At 71.6% G+C, this 18,847-nt stretch carries 14 protein-coding genes; 4 read left to right on the top strand and 10 right to left on the bottom strand.

Annotated features, from left to right (window positions below; translation table 11 throughout):
* Window positions 1-2: 2 nt before the first annotated feature.
* The 7 genes from ACWDAK_RS05905 to hrcA all read right to left on the bottom strand — a co-directional run bounded on the left by ACWDAK_RS05905 (window position 3) and on the right by hrcA (window position 9,454).
* Complete coding sequence (locus tag ACWDAK_RS05905; RefSeq protein WP_344638497.1) at window positions 3-1,118, bottom strand: PhoH family protein; 1,116 nt, start codon at window positions 1,116-1,118, stop codon at window positions 3-5.
* Window positions 1,119-1,285: 167 nt separating this feature from the next.
* Window positions 1,286-2,203 (bottom strand): ribonuclease Z, encoded by a 918-nt coding sequence (locus ACWDAK_RS05900; RefSeq protein ID WP_344638496.1) that lies wholly within the window; start codon window positions 2,201-2,203, stop codon window positions 1,286-1,288.
* Window positions 2,204-2,207: 4 nt separating this feature from the next.
* Entirely contained in the window at window positions 2,208-2,567 is a 360-nt protein-coding gene (locus tag ACWDAK_RS05895) for a histidine triad nucleotide-binding protein (protein ID WP_344638495.1), read from the bottom strand.
* 291 nt (window positions 2,568-2,858) lie between these two features.
* A complete protein-coding gene (locus ACWDAK_RS05890; protein ID WP_344638494.1) occupies window positions 2,859-6,074 on the bottom strand; it encodes a S41 family peptidase in 3,216 nt (1,071 codons plus the stop codon).
* 269 nt (window positions 6,075-6,343) lie between these two features.
* Window positions 6,344-7,093 (bottom strand): 16S rRNA (uracil(1498)-N(3))-methyltransferase, encoded by a 750-nt coding sequence (locus tag ACWDAK_RS05885; RefSeq protein ID WP_427392895.1) that lies wholly within the window; start codon window positions 7,091-7,093, stop codon window positions 6,344-6,346.
* 133 nt (window positions 7,094-7,226) lie between these two features.
* On the bottom strand, window positions 7,227-8,369 hold the full coding sequence (gene dnaJ, locus ACWDAK_RS05880) for a molecular chaperone DnaJ (protein ID WP_344638492.1): 1,143 nt from the start codon (window positions 8,367-8,369) through the stop codon (window positions 7,227-7,229).
* 71 nt (window positions 8,370-8,440) lie between these two features.
* On the bottom strand, window positions 8,441-9,454 hold the full coding sequence (hrcA, locus tag ACWDAK_RS05875; RefSeq protein WP_344638521.1) for a heat-inducible transcriptional repressor HrcA: 1,014 nt from the start codon (window positions 9,452-9,454) through the stop codon (window positions 8,441-8,443).
* A gap of 288 nt (window positions 9,455-9,742) precedes the next feature.
* On the opposite strand from hrcA, the gene htpX reads away from it, so the two are divergent.
* A complete protein-coding gene (gene htpX / locus ACWDAK_RS05870; protein ID WP_427392894.1) occupies window positions 9,743-10,666 on the top strand; it encodes a zinc metalloprotease HtpX in 924 nt (307 codons plus the stop codon).
* Window positions 10,667-10,692: 26 nt separating this feature from the next.
* Window positions 10,693-11,271, top strand: coding sequence for a PspA-associated protein PspAB (pspAB, locus tag ACWDAK_RS05865; protein WP_344638490.1), 579 nt, complete (start codon window positions 10,693-10,695; stop codon window positions 11,269-11,271).
* A gap of 4 nt (window positions 11,272-11,275) precedes the next feature.
* Here the strand turns inward: pspAB and ACWDAK_RS05860 are convergent, their stop codons facing one another.
* Window positions 11,276-12,586, bottom strand: coding sequence for a C2 family cysteine protease (locus ACWDAK_RS05860; RefSeq protein ID WP_344638489.1), 1,311 nt, complete (start codon window positions 12,584-12,586; stop codon window positions 11,276-11,278).
* Window positions 12,587-12,727: 141 nt separating this feature from the next.
* Here ACWDAK_RS05860 and ACWDAK_RS05855 point away from each other — a divergent pair, with 141 nt between their 5' ends.
* Window positions 12,728-13,573: a DUF3097 domain-containing protein gene (locus ACWDAK_RS05855; protein ID WP_427392893.1), complete on the top strand. Its 846-nt coding sequence runs from the start codon at window positions 12,728-12,730 to the stop codon at window positions 13,571-13,573.
* 33 nt (window positions 13,574-13,606) lie between these two features.
* Here the strand turns inward: ACWDAK_RS05855 and hemW are convergent, their stop codons facing one another.
* Window positions 13,607-14,836 (bottom strand): radical SAM family heme chaperone HemW, encoded by a 1,230-nt coding sequence (hemW, locus tag ACWDAK_RS05850; RefSeq protein WP_344638487.1) that lies wholly within the window; start codon window positions 14,834-14,836, stop codon window positions 13,607-13,609.
* 51 nt (window positions 14,837-14,887) lie between these two features.
* The gene (locus tag ACWDAK_RS05845) at window positions 14,888-16,786 is read right to left on the bottom strand and encodes an AMP-dependent synthetase/ligase (RefSeq protein WP_344638486.1); all 1,899 of its coding nucleotides are present in this window, start codon (window positions 16,784-16,786) and stop codon (window positions 14,888-14,890) included.
* A 304-nt stretch (window positions 16,787-17,090) separates the two neighbouring features.
* Here ACWDAK_RS05845 and ACWDAK_RS05840 point away from each other — a divergent pair, with 304 nt between their 5' ends.
* Window positions 17,091-18,824 (top strand): ABC transporter ATP-binding protein, encoded by a 1,734-nt coding sequence (locus tag ACWDAK_RS05840; RefSeq protein ID WP_344638485.1) that lies wholly within the window; start codon window positions 17,091-17,093, stop codon window positions 18,822-18,824.
* Window positions 18,825-18,847: the final 23 nt, after the last annotated feature.

Below are 18,847 nucleotides of genomic sequence, written 5' to 3'. Positions count from 1 at the left end.
ACTCAGCTTTCGGTGCGATGGGACTGTCGGGGTGCGCGGGCCGCACCGGTCTTGCCGGTACGCCGCTGGACGGGCTTGCGGGGCACGCGTCCGGCCTCGGCCTCCTGCTCGGCGTCCCAGCGCTCGTAGGCGTCCACGATCCGGCTGACCAGCTTGTGGCGGACCACGTCGGTGCTGGTGAGCACGGAGAAGTGGATGTCGGGGACATCCGCCAGGATCTCCTGGACGATTTTGAGGCCGCTGCGGGTGCCGCCCGGGAGGTCGATCTGGGTGGTGTCCCCGGTGACCACGACCCGGGAGTTGAAGCCCAGCCTGGTGAGGAACATCTTCATCTGCTCGGGCGAGGTGTTCTGGGCCTCGTCCAGGATGATGAAGGCGTCGTTGAGGGTGCGGCCGCGCATGTAGGCGAGCGGTGCGACCTCGATGGTCCCCGCGGCCATCAGGCGCGGGATGGCGTCGGGGTCCATCATGTCGTGCAGGGCGTCGTAGAGCGGGCGCAGGTACGGGTCGATCTTCTCGAAGAGCGTGCCGGGCAGGAAGCCCAGCCGCTCGCCCGCCTCCACCGCCGGACGGGTCAGGATGATCCGGTTGACCTCCTTGGCCTGCAGCGCCTGCACGGCCTTGGCCATGGCCAGGTAGGTCTTTCCGGTGCCGGCGGGGCCGAGGCCGAAGACGATGGTGTGCTTGTCGATCGCGTCGACGTAGCGCTGCTGGTTGAGGGTCTTGGGGCGGATGGTGCGGCCCCGGTTGGACAGGATGTTCGTCGTGAAGACCTCGGACGGGGCCGGGTGGCCCGGGTCCTCGGCGGCGCTCCTGAGCATGGCGATGGAGCGCTCCACGGCGTCCTCCGTCAGGGGTTGGCCGGTGCGCAGCACCAGCATCATCTCGTTGAACAACTGCTTGACCAGGGCGACCTCACGGCGGTCGCCGGTCGCGGTCACCTCGTTGCCGCGCACATGGATGTCGGCGGCGGGGAAGCCCTGCTCGATCACCCGCAGGAGGGAGTCGGCAGTACCGAGCAGGGTGACCATCGGGTGCCGCTCGGGAATCACGATCCGGGCGCTCGCCGCGTCGACGCGCTGCTGTCCGTTGGTGGGGGTCTGCGAAGTCTCACTCATGGGTCGGCGCTGTGGCCTGCCTCATCCCATCCGTCGTCTCGTGGGGCCGCTGGGGCTCTCCGGGTCACCAGGGTACGCCGCGCAGATGTTCGCCGTGGCGGCGTGGCACCCGGGGCGGCGCATTCGATGCTGGGGCAGATCGCCCCGTGATGCGACTGCTTTTCGGATCATCGGCGCGGTGGCACCGGTACCCGGGCCAGATCCTCGGCGAGGACCAGTTCCCCGTCGAAGTGCGCGCGGGCCTCGGCGAGGTGGCCGTCCAGGTCCGGGTAGCGCTGGGAGAAGTGGGTCAGGACCAGGGTCCGGACCCCGGAGGCGGCCGCGACCTGGGCGGCCTGGACGGCGGTGAGGTGGCCGTGTTCCGAGGCGAGCCGGGTGTCGCCCTCCAGGAAGGTCGCCTCGATCACCAGCAGGTCGGCGCCCTCGGCCAGTTCGTACACCCCGTCGCACAACCGAGTGTCCATCACGAAGGCGAAGCGCTGGCCCGGCCGCGGCTCGCTGACCTCGTCCAGGGTGACGGTACGGCCGTCCACCTCGACCCGTCCCTCGCGCTGCAGCCGACCGACGGCGGGACCGCGCAGCCCGAGGGCGGCCAGCCGCTCGGGCAGCATCCGACTGCCGTCGGGCTCCACGAGCCGGTAGCCGTAGGACTCCACCGGGTGGGAGAGCCGCCTGGCCTCCAGTGTGAAGGGGGCGCCGGGGGCCTGAAGCACTCCCGGCGCGCTGATCGGACGGGGGCGCAGCTCGGCGGTCTCGTGGTACGCGGTGGAGTACCGCAGCCGCTCGAAGTAGACCTCGCCGCCGGCCGGGTAGTAGGCGTCCACGGGGTGCGGGACCTTGTCCAGGTTGATCCGCTGGATCACCCCGGCGAGGCCCAGGCAGTGGTCGCCGTGGAAGTGGGTCACCCCGATCCGGGTGATCTGGGTGGCCGAGACCCCGGCGTGCAGCATCTGCCGCTGGGTGCCCTCGCCGGGGTCGAACAGCAGGCCCTCGCCGTCCCAGCGGAGCAGGTAGCCGTTGTGGTTGCGGTGCCGGGTGGGCACCTGGCTGGCGGTGCCGAGGACGACGAGTTCGCGCTGCGACACGGTCTCAGACCATGTTCTCGTTCATCGGCCGGCCGCCGAGGACGTGGACGTGCGCGTGGAAGATGGTCTGGCCCGCACCCGCGCCGGTGTTGAAGATCAGCCGGTAGCCGGACTCGACGATCTTCTCGTCCGCGGCGACCTCGCCGGCCTCGGCGAGCAGCTCACCCGCGATCTCCGGCTCGGCGGCGGCCAGTTCGGCGGCGTTCGGGTAGTGCACCTTGGGGATGACCAGGATGTGGGTGGGAGCCTTCGGGCTGATGTCCCGGAACGCGAGGGTGCGGTCGGTCTCCCGGACCACCGTCGCCGGGATCTCGCCTGCCACGATCTTGCAGAACAGGCAGTCGGACTGCGGCTCGCCGGCCATCTCGCTCTCCTCAAGCTGGACTTCACTGATCGCTCATCACTACCGCCCGCAGCCTAGCCCAGCCGAACCCGCCCCGGGGGCGAGAGGTGAGCACCTCCACGGCGCGGAGAGCCGCGCGGCCGGCCCGCCGGCGGCCGATCTCCCGTCCGCCGCCGGTGAGTTGCTGCTCCCCTCCGGCGCGGGAGGCCCTCGCCGGGGCGCCCGGCCACTCCGGGTCCCCGCCCCGGAGTGAGGAGAGCCGCGCCGGCGGCGGACGGGAGGCACGGGCCCCACACCGCCGCCGGCACTCCGCTACAGCTCCGGGATCTCCGGGGCCCGGGCGGCCGGCTTCTCGGCGAGGGCGGCGAGCGCGATCCGGACGCCCTCGGCGAGCTGCGGGTCCGAGCCTTCGGCCCAGGCGTGCGGCGGCATCGGCACCTCGACGTCCGGGTCCACCCCGTGGTTCTCCACGCCCCAGCCGTAACCCTCCAGCCACAGCGCGTACTTGGGCTGGGTCACCAGAGTGCCGTCCACCAGGCGGTACTTGCTGTCGATGCCGATCACGCCGCCCCAGGTGCGGGTACCGACCACCGGGCCGATCCCGAGCGCCTGGATCGCCGCGTTGACCACGTCGCCGTCCGAGCCGGACAGCTCGTTGGCCAGGGCCACCACCGGACCGCGCGGTGCCTCCCGGGGGTAGGAGATGCCCTCGTCGAGGTCACGGGTGCGGTCCCAGCCGACGATCCTCCGGTTGAGCTTCTCGATGATCAGCTGGGAGGTGTGGCCGCCCCGGTTCTCCCGGATGTCGACGATCACGCCCTCCTTGGCCAGTTCGGTCTTCAGGTCCCGGTGGAGCTGGGCCCAGCCGTTGCTCTGCATGTCGGGGATGTGCAGATAGCCGAGCCGACCTCCGGAGAGCTCGCGGACCGCGGCCCGGCGGTCGGCCACCCAGTCGTGGTAGCGCAGCGGCTCCTCGTCGGCCAGCGGGACGACCACCGGGTACCGCTCGGTGCCGTCCTTCCCCGCGACGGTGAGCTCGACCGGCTGCCCGGCGGTACCGGCGAGCAGCGGGGCGGGGCCGGTGACCGGGTCGACCGGGCGGCCGTTGACGGCGAGCACCGCGTCGCCGGCCCGGACCGCGGCACCGGGCGCGGCCAGCGGGGAACGGGCCCGCGGATCCGAGGACTCGCCCGGCAGGATCCGCTCGACCCGCCACAGGTCGCCGTCCTTGACCAGGTCCGCGCCGAGCAGTCCCTGCCGGTGGGCGGCCTGGGCGCCCCGCTCGTACGGAAGCACGTACGCGTGCGAGGTGCCCAGTTCGCCCACGGTCTCCCAGAGCAGGTCGACCAGGTCGTCGTGCGAACCGCAGCGGTCCACCAGCGGCCGGTAGCGCGCCAGCGTCCCGGCCCAGTCGTGGCCGCCCAGGTCCGCGCGCCAGAAGTTGTCGCGCATCAGCCGGCCGTTCTCGTCGAACATCTGGCGCCACTCGGCGGCCGGGTCGACGGTGACCCGGACCCGGTCGAGGTCCACATCCAGGTCCTCGTCCTCACCGGCGCGGTGGCCGGCCGGGACGATCCGCAGACCGCCCCGGTCGAACACGGCGGCCCGGGTGCCGTCGCCGCTCACCGCGAAGCCGTCCACCTCGGCGACCAGCTGCGAGGTCTGCAGCTTCGCGAAGTCGAAGCGCTCCAGCGCCGCGCGCGGCTGGTCGTCCTCCGGCGAGGCGGCGTTGTCGCCGAGGTTGCCGAGCAGCGGCTGCCTGGTCCACAGCACGCCGTCCTTGGCCGCCCGCAGACTGCCGAAGCTGCCGCCCTCGACCGGGAACGGGACGATCCGGTCGGCGATGCCCTCCGGGTCGACCCGGGTGACCGGGGCGGATTCGGCGCCCTCCTCGGTGCCGTCCTTCTTTGCCTCCTTGGGCTCCTCCTCACCGGCGAGCGGCCGTCCGGCGCGCTGCGGGCCGAACGGCGACGGGGTGTCCGCGGCCAGCGTGATCAGGTAGGGACGGGTGCCGTGCGGGAAGGACAGGTCGAAGATGTGCGCGTCGTAGACCGGGTCGAAGTTGCGCACCGAGAGGAAGACCAGGTACTTGCCGTCCGGGGTGAAGACCGGCGAGTAGTCGATGAAGCGGGGCTGGGTGGCCTCGCTGACCGTGCGGTCCGTCAGGTCGGCCAGCATGATCTGCCGCAGCGAGCCGTCGTCCTGGACCGGCTGGGACCAGGTCAGCCAGCGCGAGTCCGGGGAGAAGGCCAGGTCGCAGACCTCGCCCTGAGCGCTGCGGACCAGCTGGTGCACGCCGCCGTCGGCCAGGGCGACCAGCAGCAGCCGGCCGTCGTGCGAGGCGACGGCGGCCTGCCGGCCGTCCGGCGAGACGGCCAGATCGCGGACCCGGCCGAGTTGCCCCGGGGCCAGCCGGCGGCGCTCGGTGCCCAGCACGGCGGGAGCGAGCTCCAGCGCGTCGTCGCCCTCGGCGTCCGTCACCCAGAGCGCGCCCTGCGTGCCGTCCGCAACGGGTACCACCCGGACCAGCCTGGCCCGCACCCCCGGCGTCTCGGCCAGCACCCGGGACGGTCCCTGGCGGTGCGTCAGCCAGTGCACGCTGCCGCGCACCACCACTGCGCTGGCCCGGCCGGTGCGGTCCGGGGCGACGGTCTCCAACTGCCCGACGGCCGGGGTCGGATGCGGAGTGCGGCCGGCGCGCGGACCGGCCAGTGCGATCTCCAGCCGACGCGGCTCGGCGCCGCCCAGGTCGTCCAGGAGCCACACGTCACCGGCACTGTGCCAGACGATCCTGGTCCCGTCGGTGGCGGCGTTGCGGGCGTAGAACTCGCCGTCGCTGTGCCGGCGCAGGCCGCTGCCGTCCGGCAGGCTGGAGTACAGCTGCGCGACGCCCTCGTGGTCGGACAGGAAGGCGATCCGGCCGCCCGCCCAGAGCGGGGAGTGGATGTTGCCGTCCAGGTCCTCGTGCACCCGGACGAACTCCCGGTCGCCGATCCACAACTTGCCCGTCCGGCCGCCCCGGTAGCGCTTCCACCAGGCGGGTTCGCGGTTGGTCGGGCTGGCGAGCAGCGTCCGCCCGCCGCCGGGTTCGAAGGCCAACCCGCCGATCGGCCCGTACGGCAGCCGGACGGGCTCGCCACCGTCCAGCGGGATCGCGAACGCCCAGGTGCGGCGCAAGGTCGCCTGGCCCGCGCTGGTGATCGCGACCGGTCGGCCGTCCTCGGTCCAGCCGCACAGCATCGTCTGGGCGCTGCCCCAGTAGGTCAGCCGGCGGGCGGGGCCGCCCGCGGCGGGTGCGACATGGATCTCGGGCGCACCGTCCCGGGTCGAGGTCCAGGCGATGTGCCGCCCGTCCGGCGAGAACCTGGGGTGGCTGACGGGTGCCTGATCGGCCGTCAGCCGCCAGGCCCGACCACCGCCGATCGGCGCGAGCCAGATGTCGTCCTCGGCCACGAAGGTCACGAGGTCCCCGTGCAGGTGCGGATGGCGCAGATAGGCGCCGGCTGAGGTGTGCTGAACATCGGTCACGGGCGCCACCCTACGCACGCCCTTGACCTCGCGTGACGGGTTTCTCCCAAAGGCGGCCGGGGAGTTGTCCATGGGGCGCGGGTGGTGCACCGCCACGGGCGCGGGGGAGCGCACGCACCGCAAGGCAGTTCAGCCGCGCCCTGGCTCGCGGGGCGGACGGTGGCCCGTCAGCGCGGTGAACGGCGTGAAGCCGAACGCCCGACCGGGCCACCCCGAGTCCCGACCGGCGGCGGCCGTCCGCCGGTCCACGCGACGCCCCTGGCCGAGCCTCAGCCCCAGCGGCCGGTACGCCCGAGCAGGAGCGCCCCCGCCGCCACGCCCGCGGTGGACGTCCGCAGCACCGAGGGGCCCAGCCGGTACGGCTTCGCCCCCGCCTGCGCGAAGGCGGCCAGCTCGTCCGGCGACACCCCGCCCTCGGGCCCGACGACCAGCACGATGTCCCCGCTCGCCGGAAGTTCCGTGCTGGCCAGCGGCTCGGCACCCTCCTCGTGCAGCACCGCCGCGAAGGCCGCCTGGGCGAGCAACGGCGCGAGTTGACGCGTCGTCACCAGCTCGCGCACCTCGGGGAACCGCAGCCGCCGTGACTGCTTCCCGGCCTCCCGCGCGGTGGCCCGCCACTTGGCGAGGGCCTTGGCCCCCCGGTCGCCCTTCCACTGGGTGATGCAGCGGGCGGCGGCCCACGGGACGACCACGTCCACGCCGACCTCGGTCATGGTCTCGACGGCGAGTTCACCCCGGTCGCCCTTGGGCAGCGCCTGCACGACCACGATCCTGGGCGCCGGCTCGGCCTCCCGCCGCACCGCCTCGACGGTGACCTCCAGCACGTCCTTGCCGTGTACCGCGGCGACCGTGCCGTCCACGCCGAGCCCGAGCCCGTCCGCGAGGGTCACCGCCTCCCGGGCCTCCAGCCGCTTCACGGCGACGGCGTGCCGCCCCTCGGGCCCGTCCACCCGGATCACCGCTCCGGGCGCGGCCGTGGCCAGCCGGTCGGTCTCGACGACGAACACGGGCGCGGTCATGGCATTTCCCCAAACAATCTCATCGAGTAGCGACACAGCGACGCCCGGCGACCCTCGGGGAGTCACCGGGCGCCCGGAAGCTCAGCGGCTCAAAAGCGGCTCGAAAGGCTTCACCGGACCAGGGCCCGGAGCCTCAGCGTCCGTTGAAGGCGTCCTTCAGCCGCGAGAACAGCCCCTGCTGGCCCGGCGCGAACTGCCCGGACGGACGCTCCTCGCCGCGCAGCGCCGCGAGCCGCCGCAGCAGCTCCTCCTGCTCGGCGTCGAGCTTGCCGGGCGTCTGCACCTCGACGTGCACTATCAGGTCGCCTCGGCCGCCGCCGCGCAGATGCGTCACACCGCGGCCGTGCAGCGGGATCGACTGGCCGGACTGGGTGCCGGGGCGGATGTCCACCTCCTCCAGGCCGTCCAGGGTCTGCAGCGGCACCTGGGTGCCGAGCGCCGCGGCCGTCATCGGGATGGTGACGGTGCAGTGCAGGTCGTCGCCGCGCCGCTGGAAGACCGCGTGGCTGGTCTCGGCGATCTCGACGTAGAGGTCGCCGGCCGGGCCGCCGCCGGGGCCGACCTCGCCCTCGCCGGCCAGCTGGATCCGGGTGCCGTTGTCCACACCTGCCGGGATCTTGACGGTGAGGGTACGGCGGGCGCGCACCCGGCCGTCGCCGGCGCACTCGGGGCACGGGGTCGGCACGACGGTGCCGAAGCCCTGGCACTGCGGGCAGGGACGGGAGGTCATGACCTGACCCAGGAAGGACCGGGTGACCTGGGAGACCTCGCCCTTGCCGCGGCACATGTCGCAGGTCTGCGCGGAGGTGCCGGGTGCGGCACCCTCGCCGGAACAGGTGGTGCAGGTCACGGCGGTGTCGACCTGGAGTTCCTTGGTGGTGCCGAAGGCGGCCTCCTCCAGGGTGATCTCCAGACGGATCATCGCGTCCTGACCGCGCCGGGTCCGCGAGCGCGGGCCGCGCTGGCCGGAGGCGGCGCCGAAGAAGGCGTCCATGATGTCGGAGAAGCCGAAGCCCGCCGCGCCGGCGCCGAAGCCGCCCGCGCCACCGCCGCCGTTGGGCGACAGCGGGTCTCCGCCGAGGTCGTACACCTGCCGCTTCTGCGGGTCGGAGAGCACCTCGTAAGCGGCGTTGATCTCCTTGAACCGCTCCTGCGTCTTCGGGTCCGGGTTGACGTCCGGGTGCAGTTCGCGTGCCAGGCGCCGGAACGCCTTCTTGATCTCGTCCTGCCCCGCATCCCGTCGGACGCCGAGTACCGCGTAGTAGTCCGTGGCCACCAAATGCTCCGCTTGTTCCGCCTGTAGAAGTGCTTGCGACTGGTCGCCGCCGGTTCAACCAGCGGCCTGTGCTACGACTCGGCCAGGATCTGACCCACGTACCGGGCCACCGCTCGCACCGCCCCCATTGTGCCCGGATAGTCCATCCGGGTCGGACCGATCACCCCGAGTTTTGCCACACTCTGGTCGCCGGAACCGTAACCGACCGAGACGATCGAGGTGGAATTGAGCCCCTCGTACTCGTTCTCGTGACCGATCCGGACCGTCATCCCGGCGTCCGCCGTCTCACCCAACAGGCGGAGCAGGACCACCTGTTCTTCCAGTGCCTCCAGCACCGGCTGGATGGTGAGCGGGAAGTCATGTCCGAAGCGGGTCAGATTGGCCGTACCGGCCAGCATGATCCGCTCCTCGTTCTGCTCGGCCAGCGTCTCGAACAACGTGGCGAGCACCACACTGACCGTCGGCCGGTCCGACGGCTCGAAGGCCGCCGGGAGTTCCTCCAGCGCGCCGGGCACCTCGGGCAGCGGGCGGCCGACCGCGCCGGCGTTGAGTCTGGACCGCAGATCGGCCAGCACGTTCTCGCCGACCGCGCCGGGGCAGTCCACCAGCCGCTGCTCGACCCGGCCGGTGTTGGTGATCAGCACCAGCATCACCTTCGCCGGAGCCAGCGCCACCAGCTCGATGTGCCGCACCGTGGACCGGCTGAGCGAGGGGTACTGGACCACCGCGACCTGCCTGGTCAGCTGCGCCAGCAGGCGGACCGTGCGGGCCACCACGTCGTCCAGGTCGACCGCGCCGTCCAGGAAGTGGCGGATCGCCCGACGCTCCGGCGCACTCATCGGCTTGACCTCGGCCAGCCTGTCGACGAACAGGCGGTAGCCCTTGTCGGTCGGGATCCGCCCGGCACTGGTGTGCGGCTGGTGGATGTAACCGTCCTCCTCCAGCGCCGCCATGTCGTTGCGCACGGTGGCCGGTGAGACCCCGAGACTGTGCCGCTCGACCAGGGCCTTGGAGCCGACCGGCTCCTCGGTGCCCACGTAGTCCTGGACGATCGCGCGCAGTACCGCCAGCTTGCGCTCGTCCAGCGGACGACGGGACTCCAGCCGGCGCGCGTCCGGCTTGCGCTCGTCAGCACTGCGCTCGCTGTACACGGCACGCACCTCCGTCTTCGTCCGTTGAATCCCTTGGCCGACCGGCCTCTTGGCACTCTGGAAGGCAGAGTGCCAGAACCGTACTTGCCAGTGTACGGCCCGGGTCCGACGGCAGGAACGGGCCGCCCCGGTGATCCTTGTCGGATCCGGGGTACGAAGTCGGTGCCCCGGGGCGCCCGGAGTGGCAGCATCGAAGGCGAGCGATGTAACGAAGGAGCAGAGATGTCGGCTTCATCCCAGCACTCCCGCTTCGCACCCGATCGTGGTCTGACCGGGCGGATGGTCATCACCATGTTCCTCATCGGCCTGCTGTACGTGGGCTTCACGGGCGTACTGATCGTCCTGCTGCGCGGGGCGTGGCCGCTGATCGTGCTGATCTCCGGCGGACTCTTCGTGGCCCAGTTCTGGTTCAGCGACAAGATCACCGAGCGGGCGATGGGTGCCCGGCCGGTGAGCCCCGAGCAGCACCCGCAGCTGCACGGCACCATCGACCGGCTCTGCGCCATGGCCGACATGCCCAAACCCAGGGTGGCGGTCGCCGACAACGACATGCCCAACGCCTTCGCCACCGGCCGCAACCCGCAGAACGCGGTGGTCTGCGTGACCACCGGCCTGCTGCGCCGACTGGAGCCGGAGGAGCTGGAGGGCGTTCTCGCCCACGAGCTCTCGCACGTCGCGCACCGGGACGTCGCGGTGATGACGATCGCCGGTTTCCTCGGCGTGCTGGCCGGGATGATGACCCGGATCGCGCTGTACGGCGGCTTCCTCGGCGGCGGCAACCGGAACAACAACGACAGCAACGCGGCCATCGCCATGCTGGTCATCCCGCTGGTCAGCATGCTGGTGTACGCGATCAGCTTCCTGCTCACCCGGCTGCTCTCGCGCTACCGCGAGCTGGCCGCCGACCGGGCCGCCGCCCAGCTCACCGGCCGGCCGAGCGCGCTGGCCTCGGCACTCACCAAGGTGACCGGCCAGATCGCGGCCATCCCCAGCAAGGACCTGCGCCAGGCGCAGCCCTACAACGCCTTCTACTTCGCGCCCGCGCTCAGCGCCCGGGAGACCGCGAGCCAGCTGATGTCCACCCACCCGACGCTGGAGCAGCGGCTCGCCCAACTCGCCAGGATCTCCGCCCAGCTCGGCCACTGACCGCCACCTCGCACAAGGGGACCACCGTGGGATTCCTGGACGCCCTCTTCGGCCGCACCAAGCCGGTCAAGCCCGATCTCGACCAACTGTTCGCCGTGCCCTCGGCGGCCCTCACCCTGGAGGCCGCGGCCTCCTTCCGGCCGACCGGCCTCGGCTCGGTCTGCTTCGCCGCCGTGGAGGGCGGTGTGTTCGGCGAGGTGCAGCGCCAGGTCCGGGCGCTGCTGGACGCCGACACCGAGCGCGGCGGCACTCCGGTCGAGGCCAGCCGGGACTCCTACGGCTACTCCTGGCTGCTCGCCCGGCACTCCCCCGGGCAGCTGCCCGAGCTGGTCAACGACCTGCACGCGGTCAACAGCGAGCTGGAGGCGAACGGCTTCGGCCCCCAGTTGCTCTGCTCGATCGTGGCCTTCCAGGACGACGCGGGCCGGCCGTTGGGCCTGGTCTACCTCTACAAGCGCGGCACCTTCTACCCCTTCGCCCCGCTCCCCGGCGAGAAGCGCGACAACCCGCTGGAGATCCAGGTGAAGGCGCTGCTCGCCGACGACCTGCGGATCGAGCCCGACCTCTCCCGCTGGTTCCCGGTCTGGGGCGCACCCGGTCTCTGAGCGGCTACCAGGTGAACGCGGCCTCCGCGTGGGCGAGGTAGTACTGGATGTCCTGGTAGCTGAGCCAGGCCTCCCACATCTGGCGGGAGGCCCCGTCACCCCAGGGGTTGCCGAGGCAGATCCGGCCGCCGGGGACGTCCACGTCCTTGACGAAGTAGGCGTGGCTGGTGGCGAGCCGGCCGCCCATCAGGGTCTCCCGGTCACTCCCGTGCCCCTTGGTGCCGACGGTGACCGCCTGGCCCCGCGACTTGCGGTCGGCCATCTCATGGATCAGCCAGGGCGAGCTGATGTCGATCTCCTGCACCGGCTGGGCGGTCAGGAACGCCAGTGCCCGCGCGGCGTAACCGCCGTTGGCGATCTCCTCGTACCCCCGGTACCACTGGGCGACGGCCTTCTCGTAGTAGCCGGGCCAGGTCTCGGCGTAGCGCGGGTCGTCGCTGTGACCCTTGGCCCCGTACAGCATGTTGCCGACCATTGGCAGGTCGGCGACCACCGTCACGTCGTACGGCCGGCCGTTCTCGTAGAGCGTGAAGGTGACCGAGCCGTTGGCCTCCTGGCGCAGATGGCGCGGGGCGTAGGTCGGATTGGCCTGCAGCACGGCCTGCATGGCGGTGAGCATCCAGCAGGTGCCGAACCTGCCCTGGTCCATGTCCTGCCAGCTCATCGGCTCGGTGGAGGCCGAAACGCGCTGCCAGCTCTCGGTGAAGTACGCCCCGTCGATCTGGGCGAAGGGCCCGGCGGGCAGCACCCAGCCCGGCGTCCCGCCCCGCCTCTCGTCCTCCGGCAGCACCTGGTACGTCGGCTGGGTGCAGGGCATGGAGTCCCCGATCAACATGGTCGCGTACGGACTGACCGTGCGCAGCAGCCAGTTGAAGACCTCCTGCTGCCGGTAGAAGTCGTACGCCTCCTCCCCGCCCGCGTCGGTGACGTGCATCAGCTCGTCCCAGCGCAGCAGCCCCTGCGGGCCGAACCGCCGGATGACCAGGTCGAGTTCACTGGGCGGGAGCGGCACCAGCAGGTTGCCGACCTGGTCCAGCAGCGAGCGGGCCGGGTAGCGGTCGGTGTCGGCGAAGAGCGCGTCCCAGGCCCGGCGGCCGACCGCCTCGACCCGGGTCGGGTCCGGCGGCGGGCCCGGCGGCTGCCAGGGGCGCTCCACCACGGGGTGGCCGTCGGGCCGGTAGTCCAGCCGTTCGATGCCGACCTCGTCGGCGATCCCCTTGGCGATGTTCACCACCGCCATGACCCCGTGGCCGAACGGGATGAAATCAGCCACGTTGTTGGCCGCCTGCTGCCAGTTGTTGCGATGGTAGGCCACGCACCCTCCCCGGTCGGTTTTCCGCCGCTGCCCAGCCGATGAGCGGCTAAGAGGATACGAGGCTTTCCCGACACGGCCGCCGGTACCCCCGGTCACACGCGCGCCTGCTGAGTCAGCACCAGGTTTCATATAGTCAGCCGCATGCGCAGCAGGCAGTACGGACCCGACCTGACCCCGCCGTGGAAGCGGCCTCAGCCCGTGCCGGAGGTGGCCGCCGAACGTGACCTGGTGGTGGAGGAGGTGAGTACGGGGTTCTGCGGGGCCGTCGTGCGGTGCGAGAAGACCGCCGAGGGTCTGACCGTCACCCTGGAGGACCGCTTCGGCAAGCACCGGGTCTTCCCGCTGACGCCCCGTGGCTTCCTGCTGGAGGGGAAGGTGGTGACGCTGGTCCGCCCGGCCGGGACGGCTCCCGCCCGACAGCACAACGCGGCGGGGCCGGGCCGTACCGCCTCCGGTTCGATCGCGGTGCCCGGCGTGCGGGCCCGGGTGGCCCAGGAGTCACGCATCTACGTGGAGGGACGGCACGACGCGGAGCTGGTCGAACGGGTCTGGGGCGACGACCTGCGGATCGAGGGCGTGGTCGTGGAGTACCTGGAGGGGATCGACGATCTCCCCGCGATCGTCGCCGAGTTCGCGCCCGGCCCGGGACGGCGGCTCGGCGTCCTGGTCGACCACCTGCTGCCCGGTACCAAGGAGCACCGGATCGCCGCCCGGGTCACCGATGAGTCCGTGCTGGTCGTCGGCCACCCCTACATCGACATCTGGCAGGCCGTGAAGCCGGGGAGCGTCGGCATCCCGGCCTGGCCCGCCGTCCCGCGCGGCGAGGTTTGGAAGGAGGGCGTCTGCCGCCGCCTCGGCTGGCCGGTCGACGCCCCGGCCGCCTGGAAGCGCATCCTCGCCTCGGTCCGCAGCTACAAGGACCTGGAACCCGAGCTGTTGGGCAGGGTCGAAGAATTGATCGACTTCGTGACGACCGGTCAGCCGTAGGGCCCGGGGGCGTCCCGGCATGTCCGCCGGGACTCAGTCCACCAGGTCGCGCACCACCGCGTCGGCCAGCAGCCGCCCCTGGAGGGTGAGCACGGCCCGCCCGTCCTCGAACGCGGCCGAATCCAGCAGGCCGTCCGCCAGCGCGCGTTCGGCCGCCCGGCGCCCGTCGGCGGCGAGCAGCGAGAGCGGGCACCCCTCCCGCAGCCGCAGTTCCAGCAGGATCCGCTCGACCCGCCGGTCCTCCTCCGGCAGTACCTCCCGCCCCTGCGCGGGGGTTCGCCGTTCCGCGAGCGCCTGGGCGTACGCGGCGGGGTGCTTGCGGTTCCACCAGCGGACGCCGCCGACGTGGCTGTGCGCGCCGGGGCCCGCGCCCCACCAGTCGGCGCCGGTCCAGTAGAGCTCGTTGTGGCGGCACCGCCCGGCCTCGGTGGTGACCCAGTTGGAGACCTCGTACCAGGAGTACCCGGCGGCGCTGAGCGCCTCCTCGGCGATCAGGTAGCGGTCGGCGTGCACGTCGTCGTCCACCATGGGCAGTTCGCCGCGCTTGATCCGGGCGGCCAGCTTGGTGCCCTCCTCGACGATCAGTGAGTACGCGGAGATGTGGTCGGGCCCGGCGCCGATCGCGGCGTCCAGCGAGGCCCGCCAGTCGTCGTCGGACTCACCCGGGGTGCCGTAGATCAGGTCGAGGTTGACGTGCTCGAAGCCCTCGGCCCGTGCCTCGGCCACGCACGCCTCGGGCCGGCCCGGGGTGTGGTGCCGGTCCAGCAGGGAGAGCACGTGCGGACGGGCGCTCTGCATTCCGAAGGAGATCCGGTTGTAGCCGCCCTCGCGCAGCTCGCACAGGTACGCCGGGTCCACCGACTCCGGATTGGCCTCCGTGGTCACCTCGGCGTCGGCAGCCAGCCCGAACTCGTCCCGGATCGCCGCCAGCATCCGCACCAGGTCCCGAGCGGGCAGCAGGGTCGGCGTACCGCCGCCCAGGAACACCGTCCGCACCGGCAGGTCGGCGGAGCCCAGCACCCGCCGGGCGAGCCTGATCTCCGCGATCAGGTTGTCGGCGTACGTCTCCTGCGAGGCGACCGCTCCCGAGGAGCGCAGCTCGGTGGCGGTGTAGGTGTTGAAGTCGCAGTAGCCGCAGCGGGTGGCGCAGTACGGCACGTGCACGTAGAAACCGAACGGCCGCGTGCCCAGCCCGGCCAGGGCGTGGTCGGGCAGGGAACCGTCGGACGGCACCGGTTCGCCGTCGGGAAGTGCGGAGGGCATGCACCCATTGTCCCGTACGGCCCGAGTGATCTGTTCGGGCCGTACCCGCCGTCACGCCTCGTTGGCGCCCGCGTACATCTCGGCGACCGCGTCCGAGTAGGTCCGCTCGACCACCGGGCGCTTGATCTTGAGGCTCGGGGTCAGTTCGCCGTGCTCGACGTCCAGGTCGCGCGGGAGCAGCGAGAACTTCTTGATCGTCTGCCAGCGCTGGAGCTCGGCGTTGACCTTGCGGACGTAGCCGTCCACCAGCTCCCTGACCTCGGGGGTGGCGACCACCTCGGCGTAGCTGCGGCCGCCGAGGCCGCGTTCGCTCGCCCAGGGCATGATCACGCCCTCGTCCAGGGCGATCAGCGCGGAGCAGAAGTTGCGGCCGTTGCCGATCACCAGGATGTTGCTGACGAACGGGCAGAGCGCCTTGAACTTGCCCTCGATCTCGGTGGGTGCGACGTACTTGCCGCCGGAGGTCTTGAAGACGTCCTTCTTGCGGTCGGTGATCCGCAGGTAGCCGTCCTCGACCAGTTCGCCGATGTCGCCGGTGTGGAACCAGCCGTCCGGCTCCAGCACCTCCTCGGTCTGCTCGGGCAGGTTGTGGTAGCCGCGCATGACGCCGGGGCCGCGCAGCAGGATCTCGCCGTCCTCGGCGATCCGGACCTCGGTGCCGGGCAGCGGCAGGCCGACGGTGCCGATCCGGTAGTCCTCGGCACGGTTGACGGTGGAGCCCGCGCTGGTCTCGCTCAGGCCGTAGCCCTCCAGGATCGGCACGCCCGCGCCCTTGAAGAAGTACCCGATCTCGGGGGCCAGCGCCGCGCTGCCGGAGACCGAGCCGCGCAGCCGCCCGCCGAAGGCGGCCCGGATCTTGGCGTAGACCAGCTTGTCGGCGAGGGCGTGCTGGAGGGTCAGCGCGAAGGGCGCGCTGTCCCGGCCCGTGGCGATGCGGTTGGCCTGAGCGGTCCTGGCGTAGTCACGGGCGACCTTGGCCGCCCACAGGAAGATCTTGTACTTGGCGCCGCCCTCCGCCCTGGCCTTCCCGGCGATGCCGTTGTAGACCTTCTCGAAGATGCGCGGCGCGGAGGCCATCAGGGTCGGCCGGATCACCGGCAGGTTGTGGATGATCCGGTCCACCCGGCCGTCCACGGCCATCACATGGCCGGTGGCGATCTGGCCGGAGATCAGGGTCTTGCCGAAGACGTGCGACAGCGGCAGCCACATGAACTGCACGTCGTCGGAGCGCAGCAGCCCGCTCTGCTGCTGGGCCACGCCCTCGTACGCCCAGCAGTCGTGCACCAGGCGCACGCCCTTGGGGCGGCCGGTGGTGCCGGAGGTGTAGATCAGGGTGGCCAGCTGCTCCTTGTCGAGCGCGTCGACCGCCGCTTTGATCGCGTCGGGGTGCTCGGCGAGGTACTCGGCGCCGCGCTGCTCCAGCTCGGCCAGGGTCAGCACCTCCAGGTCCGCGGCCTCGGGGGGCTCGGCGGTGCCGTCGAAGAGGATCACGGTCCGCAGCTCGGGCAGCTGGTCACGCTGGGCGACGGCCTTGGCGAGCTGGGCGGCGTTCTCGGCGAACAGCACCTGGCTGGCGGAGTTGGCCAGGATGAAGGCGGTCTCCTCGGCGTTGGTGCTGGGGTAGACCGTGGTGGTCGCGGCGCCCGCGCACATGTTGCCGAGGTCGGCGATGATCCACTCAACCCTGGTGGAGGAGGCGAGAGCGACCCGGTCCTCGGGCTCGACGCCGATCGTCATCAAGCCCGCCGCCACCGCCTTGACCCGCTCGGCGGTCTGCGCCCAGGTCAGCGAGCGCCACTGCTCGGCGCCGGGAGCACCGTCCGCCGCGTGCTCGTCCACGGGCGCCGGGAACCGGTACGCCTCGGCGTCGGGCGTGGCGGCGACCCGGTCCAGGAAGAGGTGGGCCACCGAGGGCGGACGCCGCTCGATCATGGTGTGCGCGGTAGTCAACGATGACCTCCGGGGGCGGGTGGTCGGGGGTGAGGGCGGTGGCTGTGGGGGCAGGCCGACCGGCCCGCCTTATTAACTTGCCGGTAACAAGAGGGCCATATGCAGCCTAGGGCCAACCGCGCCGTTGCGTAAGAGGGTTCTGCAGGCCGGCACGTCGACGGACCTGCGGTGCAGCCGCACCGGACCGGTGCCGAGGGCACACACACGAAATCCGCCCGACCCCGAGCGGTCAAACTGCCGCAACCATCTGTGGAAGAGCTGAAAATAGGGTGCGAACCCCGAATCCGACCACGAGAGTGTCCAGGTGCTGATCAAACTCCTGCGTGCCCATCTGGGCCGCTATTCCAAACCGATCTCACTGCTGATCCTGCTCCAGCTCATCGCAACCATCGCCGCGCTCTACCTGCCGACGCTCAACGCCGACATCATCGACAGCGGGGTGGTGAAGGGCGACACCGGTTACATCCTGCGGACCGGCGGTGTGATGATAGCCATCACCCTGGCCCAGGCAGTCTGCTCGATCGGCGCCGTGTACTTCGGGGCGCGCACCGCGATGGCGGTGGGGCGGGACATCAGGGCCGCCGTCTTCGACCGGGTGCAGAGCTTCTCCGCCCGGGAGATGGGCCACTTCGGCGCCCCCTCACTGATCACCCGGACCACCAACGACGTCCAGCAGGTCCAGATGCTGGTCCTGATGGGCTTCACGCTCATGGTGGCCGCACCGATCATGTGCTTCGGCGGCATCATCATGGCGCTCAACCAGGACGTGCCGCTCTCCGGCCTGCTGCTGGTCGCGGTCCCCACCCTGGGCATCCTGGTCTCCCTGCTGGTGCGCCGGATGCGCCCGCAGTTCCGCACCATGCAGACCCGGATCGACGGGGTCAACCGGATCCTGCGCGAGCAGATCACCGGTATCCGGGTCATCCGGGCCTTCGTCAAGGACGGCCACGAGCAGGATCGGTTCGCCGGAGCCAACACCGAGCTGACCGAGGTCTCGCTGCGCACCGGCCGGCTGATGTCCTTCATGTTCCCCAGCGTGATGCTGGTCGTGAACGTCTCCAGCGTCGCGGTGATGTGGTTCGGCGGCCACCGCATCGACAGCGGCGCGATGCAGGTCGGCGCGCTGACCGCCTTCCTCTCCTACCTGATGCAGATCCTGATGAGCGTGATGATGGCCACCTTCATGTTCATGATGGTGCCCCGCGCCGAGGTCTGCGCCGAGCGGATCGAGGAGGTCATGGGCAGCGAGACCAGCGTGGTGCCGCCCACCGCCCCGGTCACCGAGTTGACGCGCCAGGGCCACCTGGAACTGCGCGGCGTCGACTTCCGCTACCCCGGTGCCGAGGCCTCGGTGCTGCGCGGCATCGACCTCGTGGCCCGGCCCGGCGAGACCACCGCCGTGATCGGCTCCACCGGCAGCGGCAAGTCCACCCTGCTCGGCCTGATCCCCCGGCTCTTCGACGCGACCGACGGCCGGGTGCTGGTGGACGGTGTCGACGTGCGCGAGCTCTCCCCCACACTGCTCGCCGAGACCGTCGGCCTGGTCCCGCAGAAGCCGTACCTGTTCTCCGGCACGATCGCCAGCAACCTCCGCTACGGCCGCCCCGACGCCACCGACGAGGAGCTCTGGCAGGCGCTGGAGATCGCGCAGGCCAAGGACTTCGTCGAGAAGCTGCCGGAGGGCCTGGACGCCCCGATCGCCCAGGGCGGCGGCAACGTCTCCGGCGGCCAGCGCCAGCGCCTGGCCATCGCCCGCGCCCTGGTCCGCCGCCCGCGGATCTACCTCTTCGACGACTCCTTCTCCGCCCTCGACTACGCGACCGACGCCAAGCTGCGCAGGGCGCTCTCCAAGGAGACCGCGGGCGCGGCCGTGGTGATCGTCGCGCAGCGGGTCAGCACCATCCGGGACGCCGACCGCATCATCGTGCTCGACGAGGGCGCCGTGGTCGGCAGCGGCACCCACCAGGAACTGATGGCCGACAACCCGACGTACCGGGAGATCGTGCTCTCCCAGCTCACCGAGCAGGAGGCGGCGTGACCAGCCCGACCACATCCCGGCAG

It is taken from the genome of Kitasatospora sp. NPDC001175 (genome assembly GCF_053598215.1).
Note: the sequence above shows the minus strand (reverse complement) of the source record. Positions and strands in the feature narration are given on the sequence as shown.

Excerpts from the sequence above, each read along its gene's own strand:
- ACWDAK_RS05895 (WP_344638495.1), bottom strand. The coding sequence starts at position 2,567 with ATGGCCGGCGAGCCGCAGTCCGACTGCCTGTTCTGCAAGATCGTGGCA.
- htpX (WP_427392894.1), top strand. The coding sequence starts at position 9,743 with ATGTCGGCTTCATCCCAGCACTCCCGCTTCGCACCCGATCGTGGTCTG.
- ACWDAK_RS05885 (WP_427392895.1), bottom strand. The coding sequence starts at position 7,093 with ATGACCGCGCCCGTGTTCGTCGTCGAGACCGACCGGCTGGCCACGGCC.
- ACWDAK_RS05855 (WP_427392893.1), top strand. The coding sequence starts at position 12,728 with ATGCGCAGCAGGCAGTACGGACCCGACCTGACCCCGCCGTGGAAGCGG.
- hemW (WP_344638487.1), bottom strand. The coding sequence starts at position 14,836 with ATGCCCTCCGCACTTCCCGACGGCGAACCGGTGCCGTCCGACGGTTCC.
- ACWDAK_RS05905 (WP_344638497.1), bottom strand. The coding sequence starts at position 1,118 with ATGAGTGAGACTTCGCAGACCCCCACCAACGGACAGCAGCGCGTCGAC.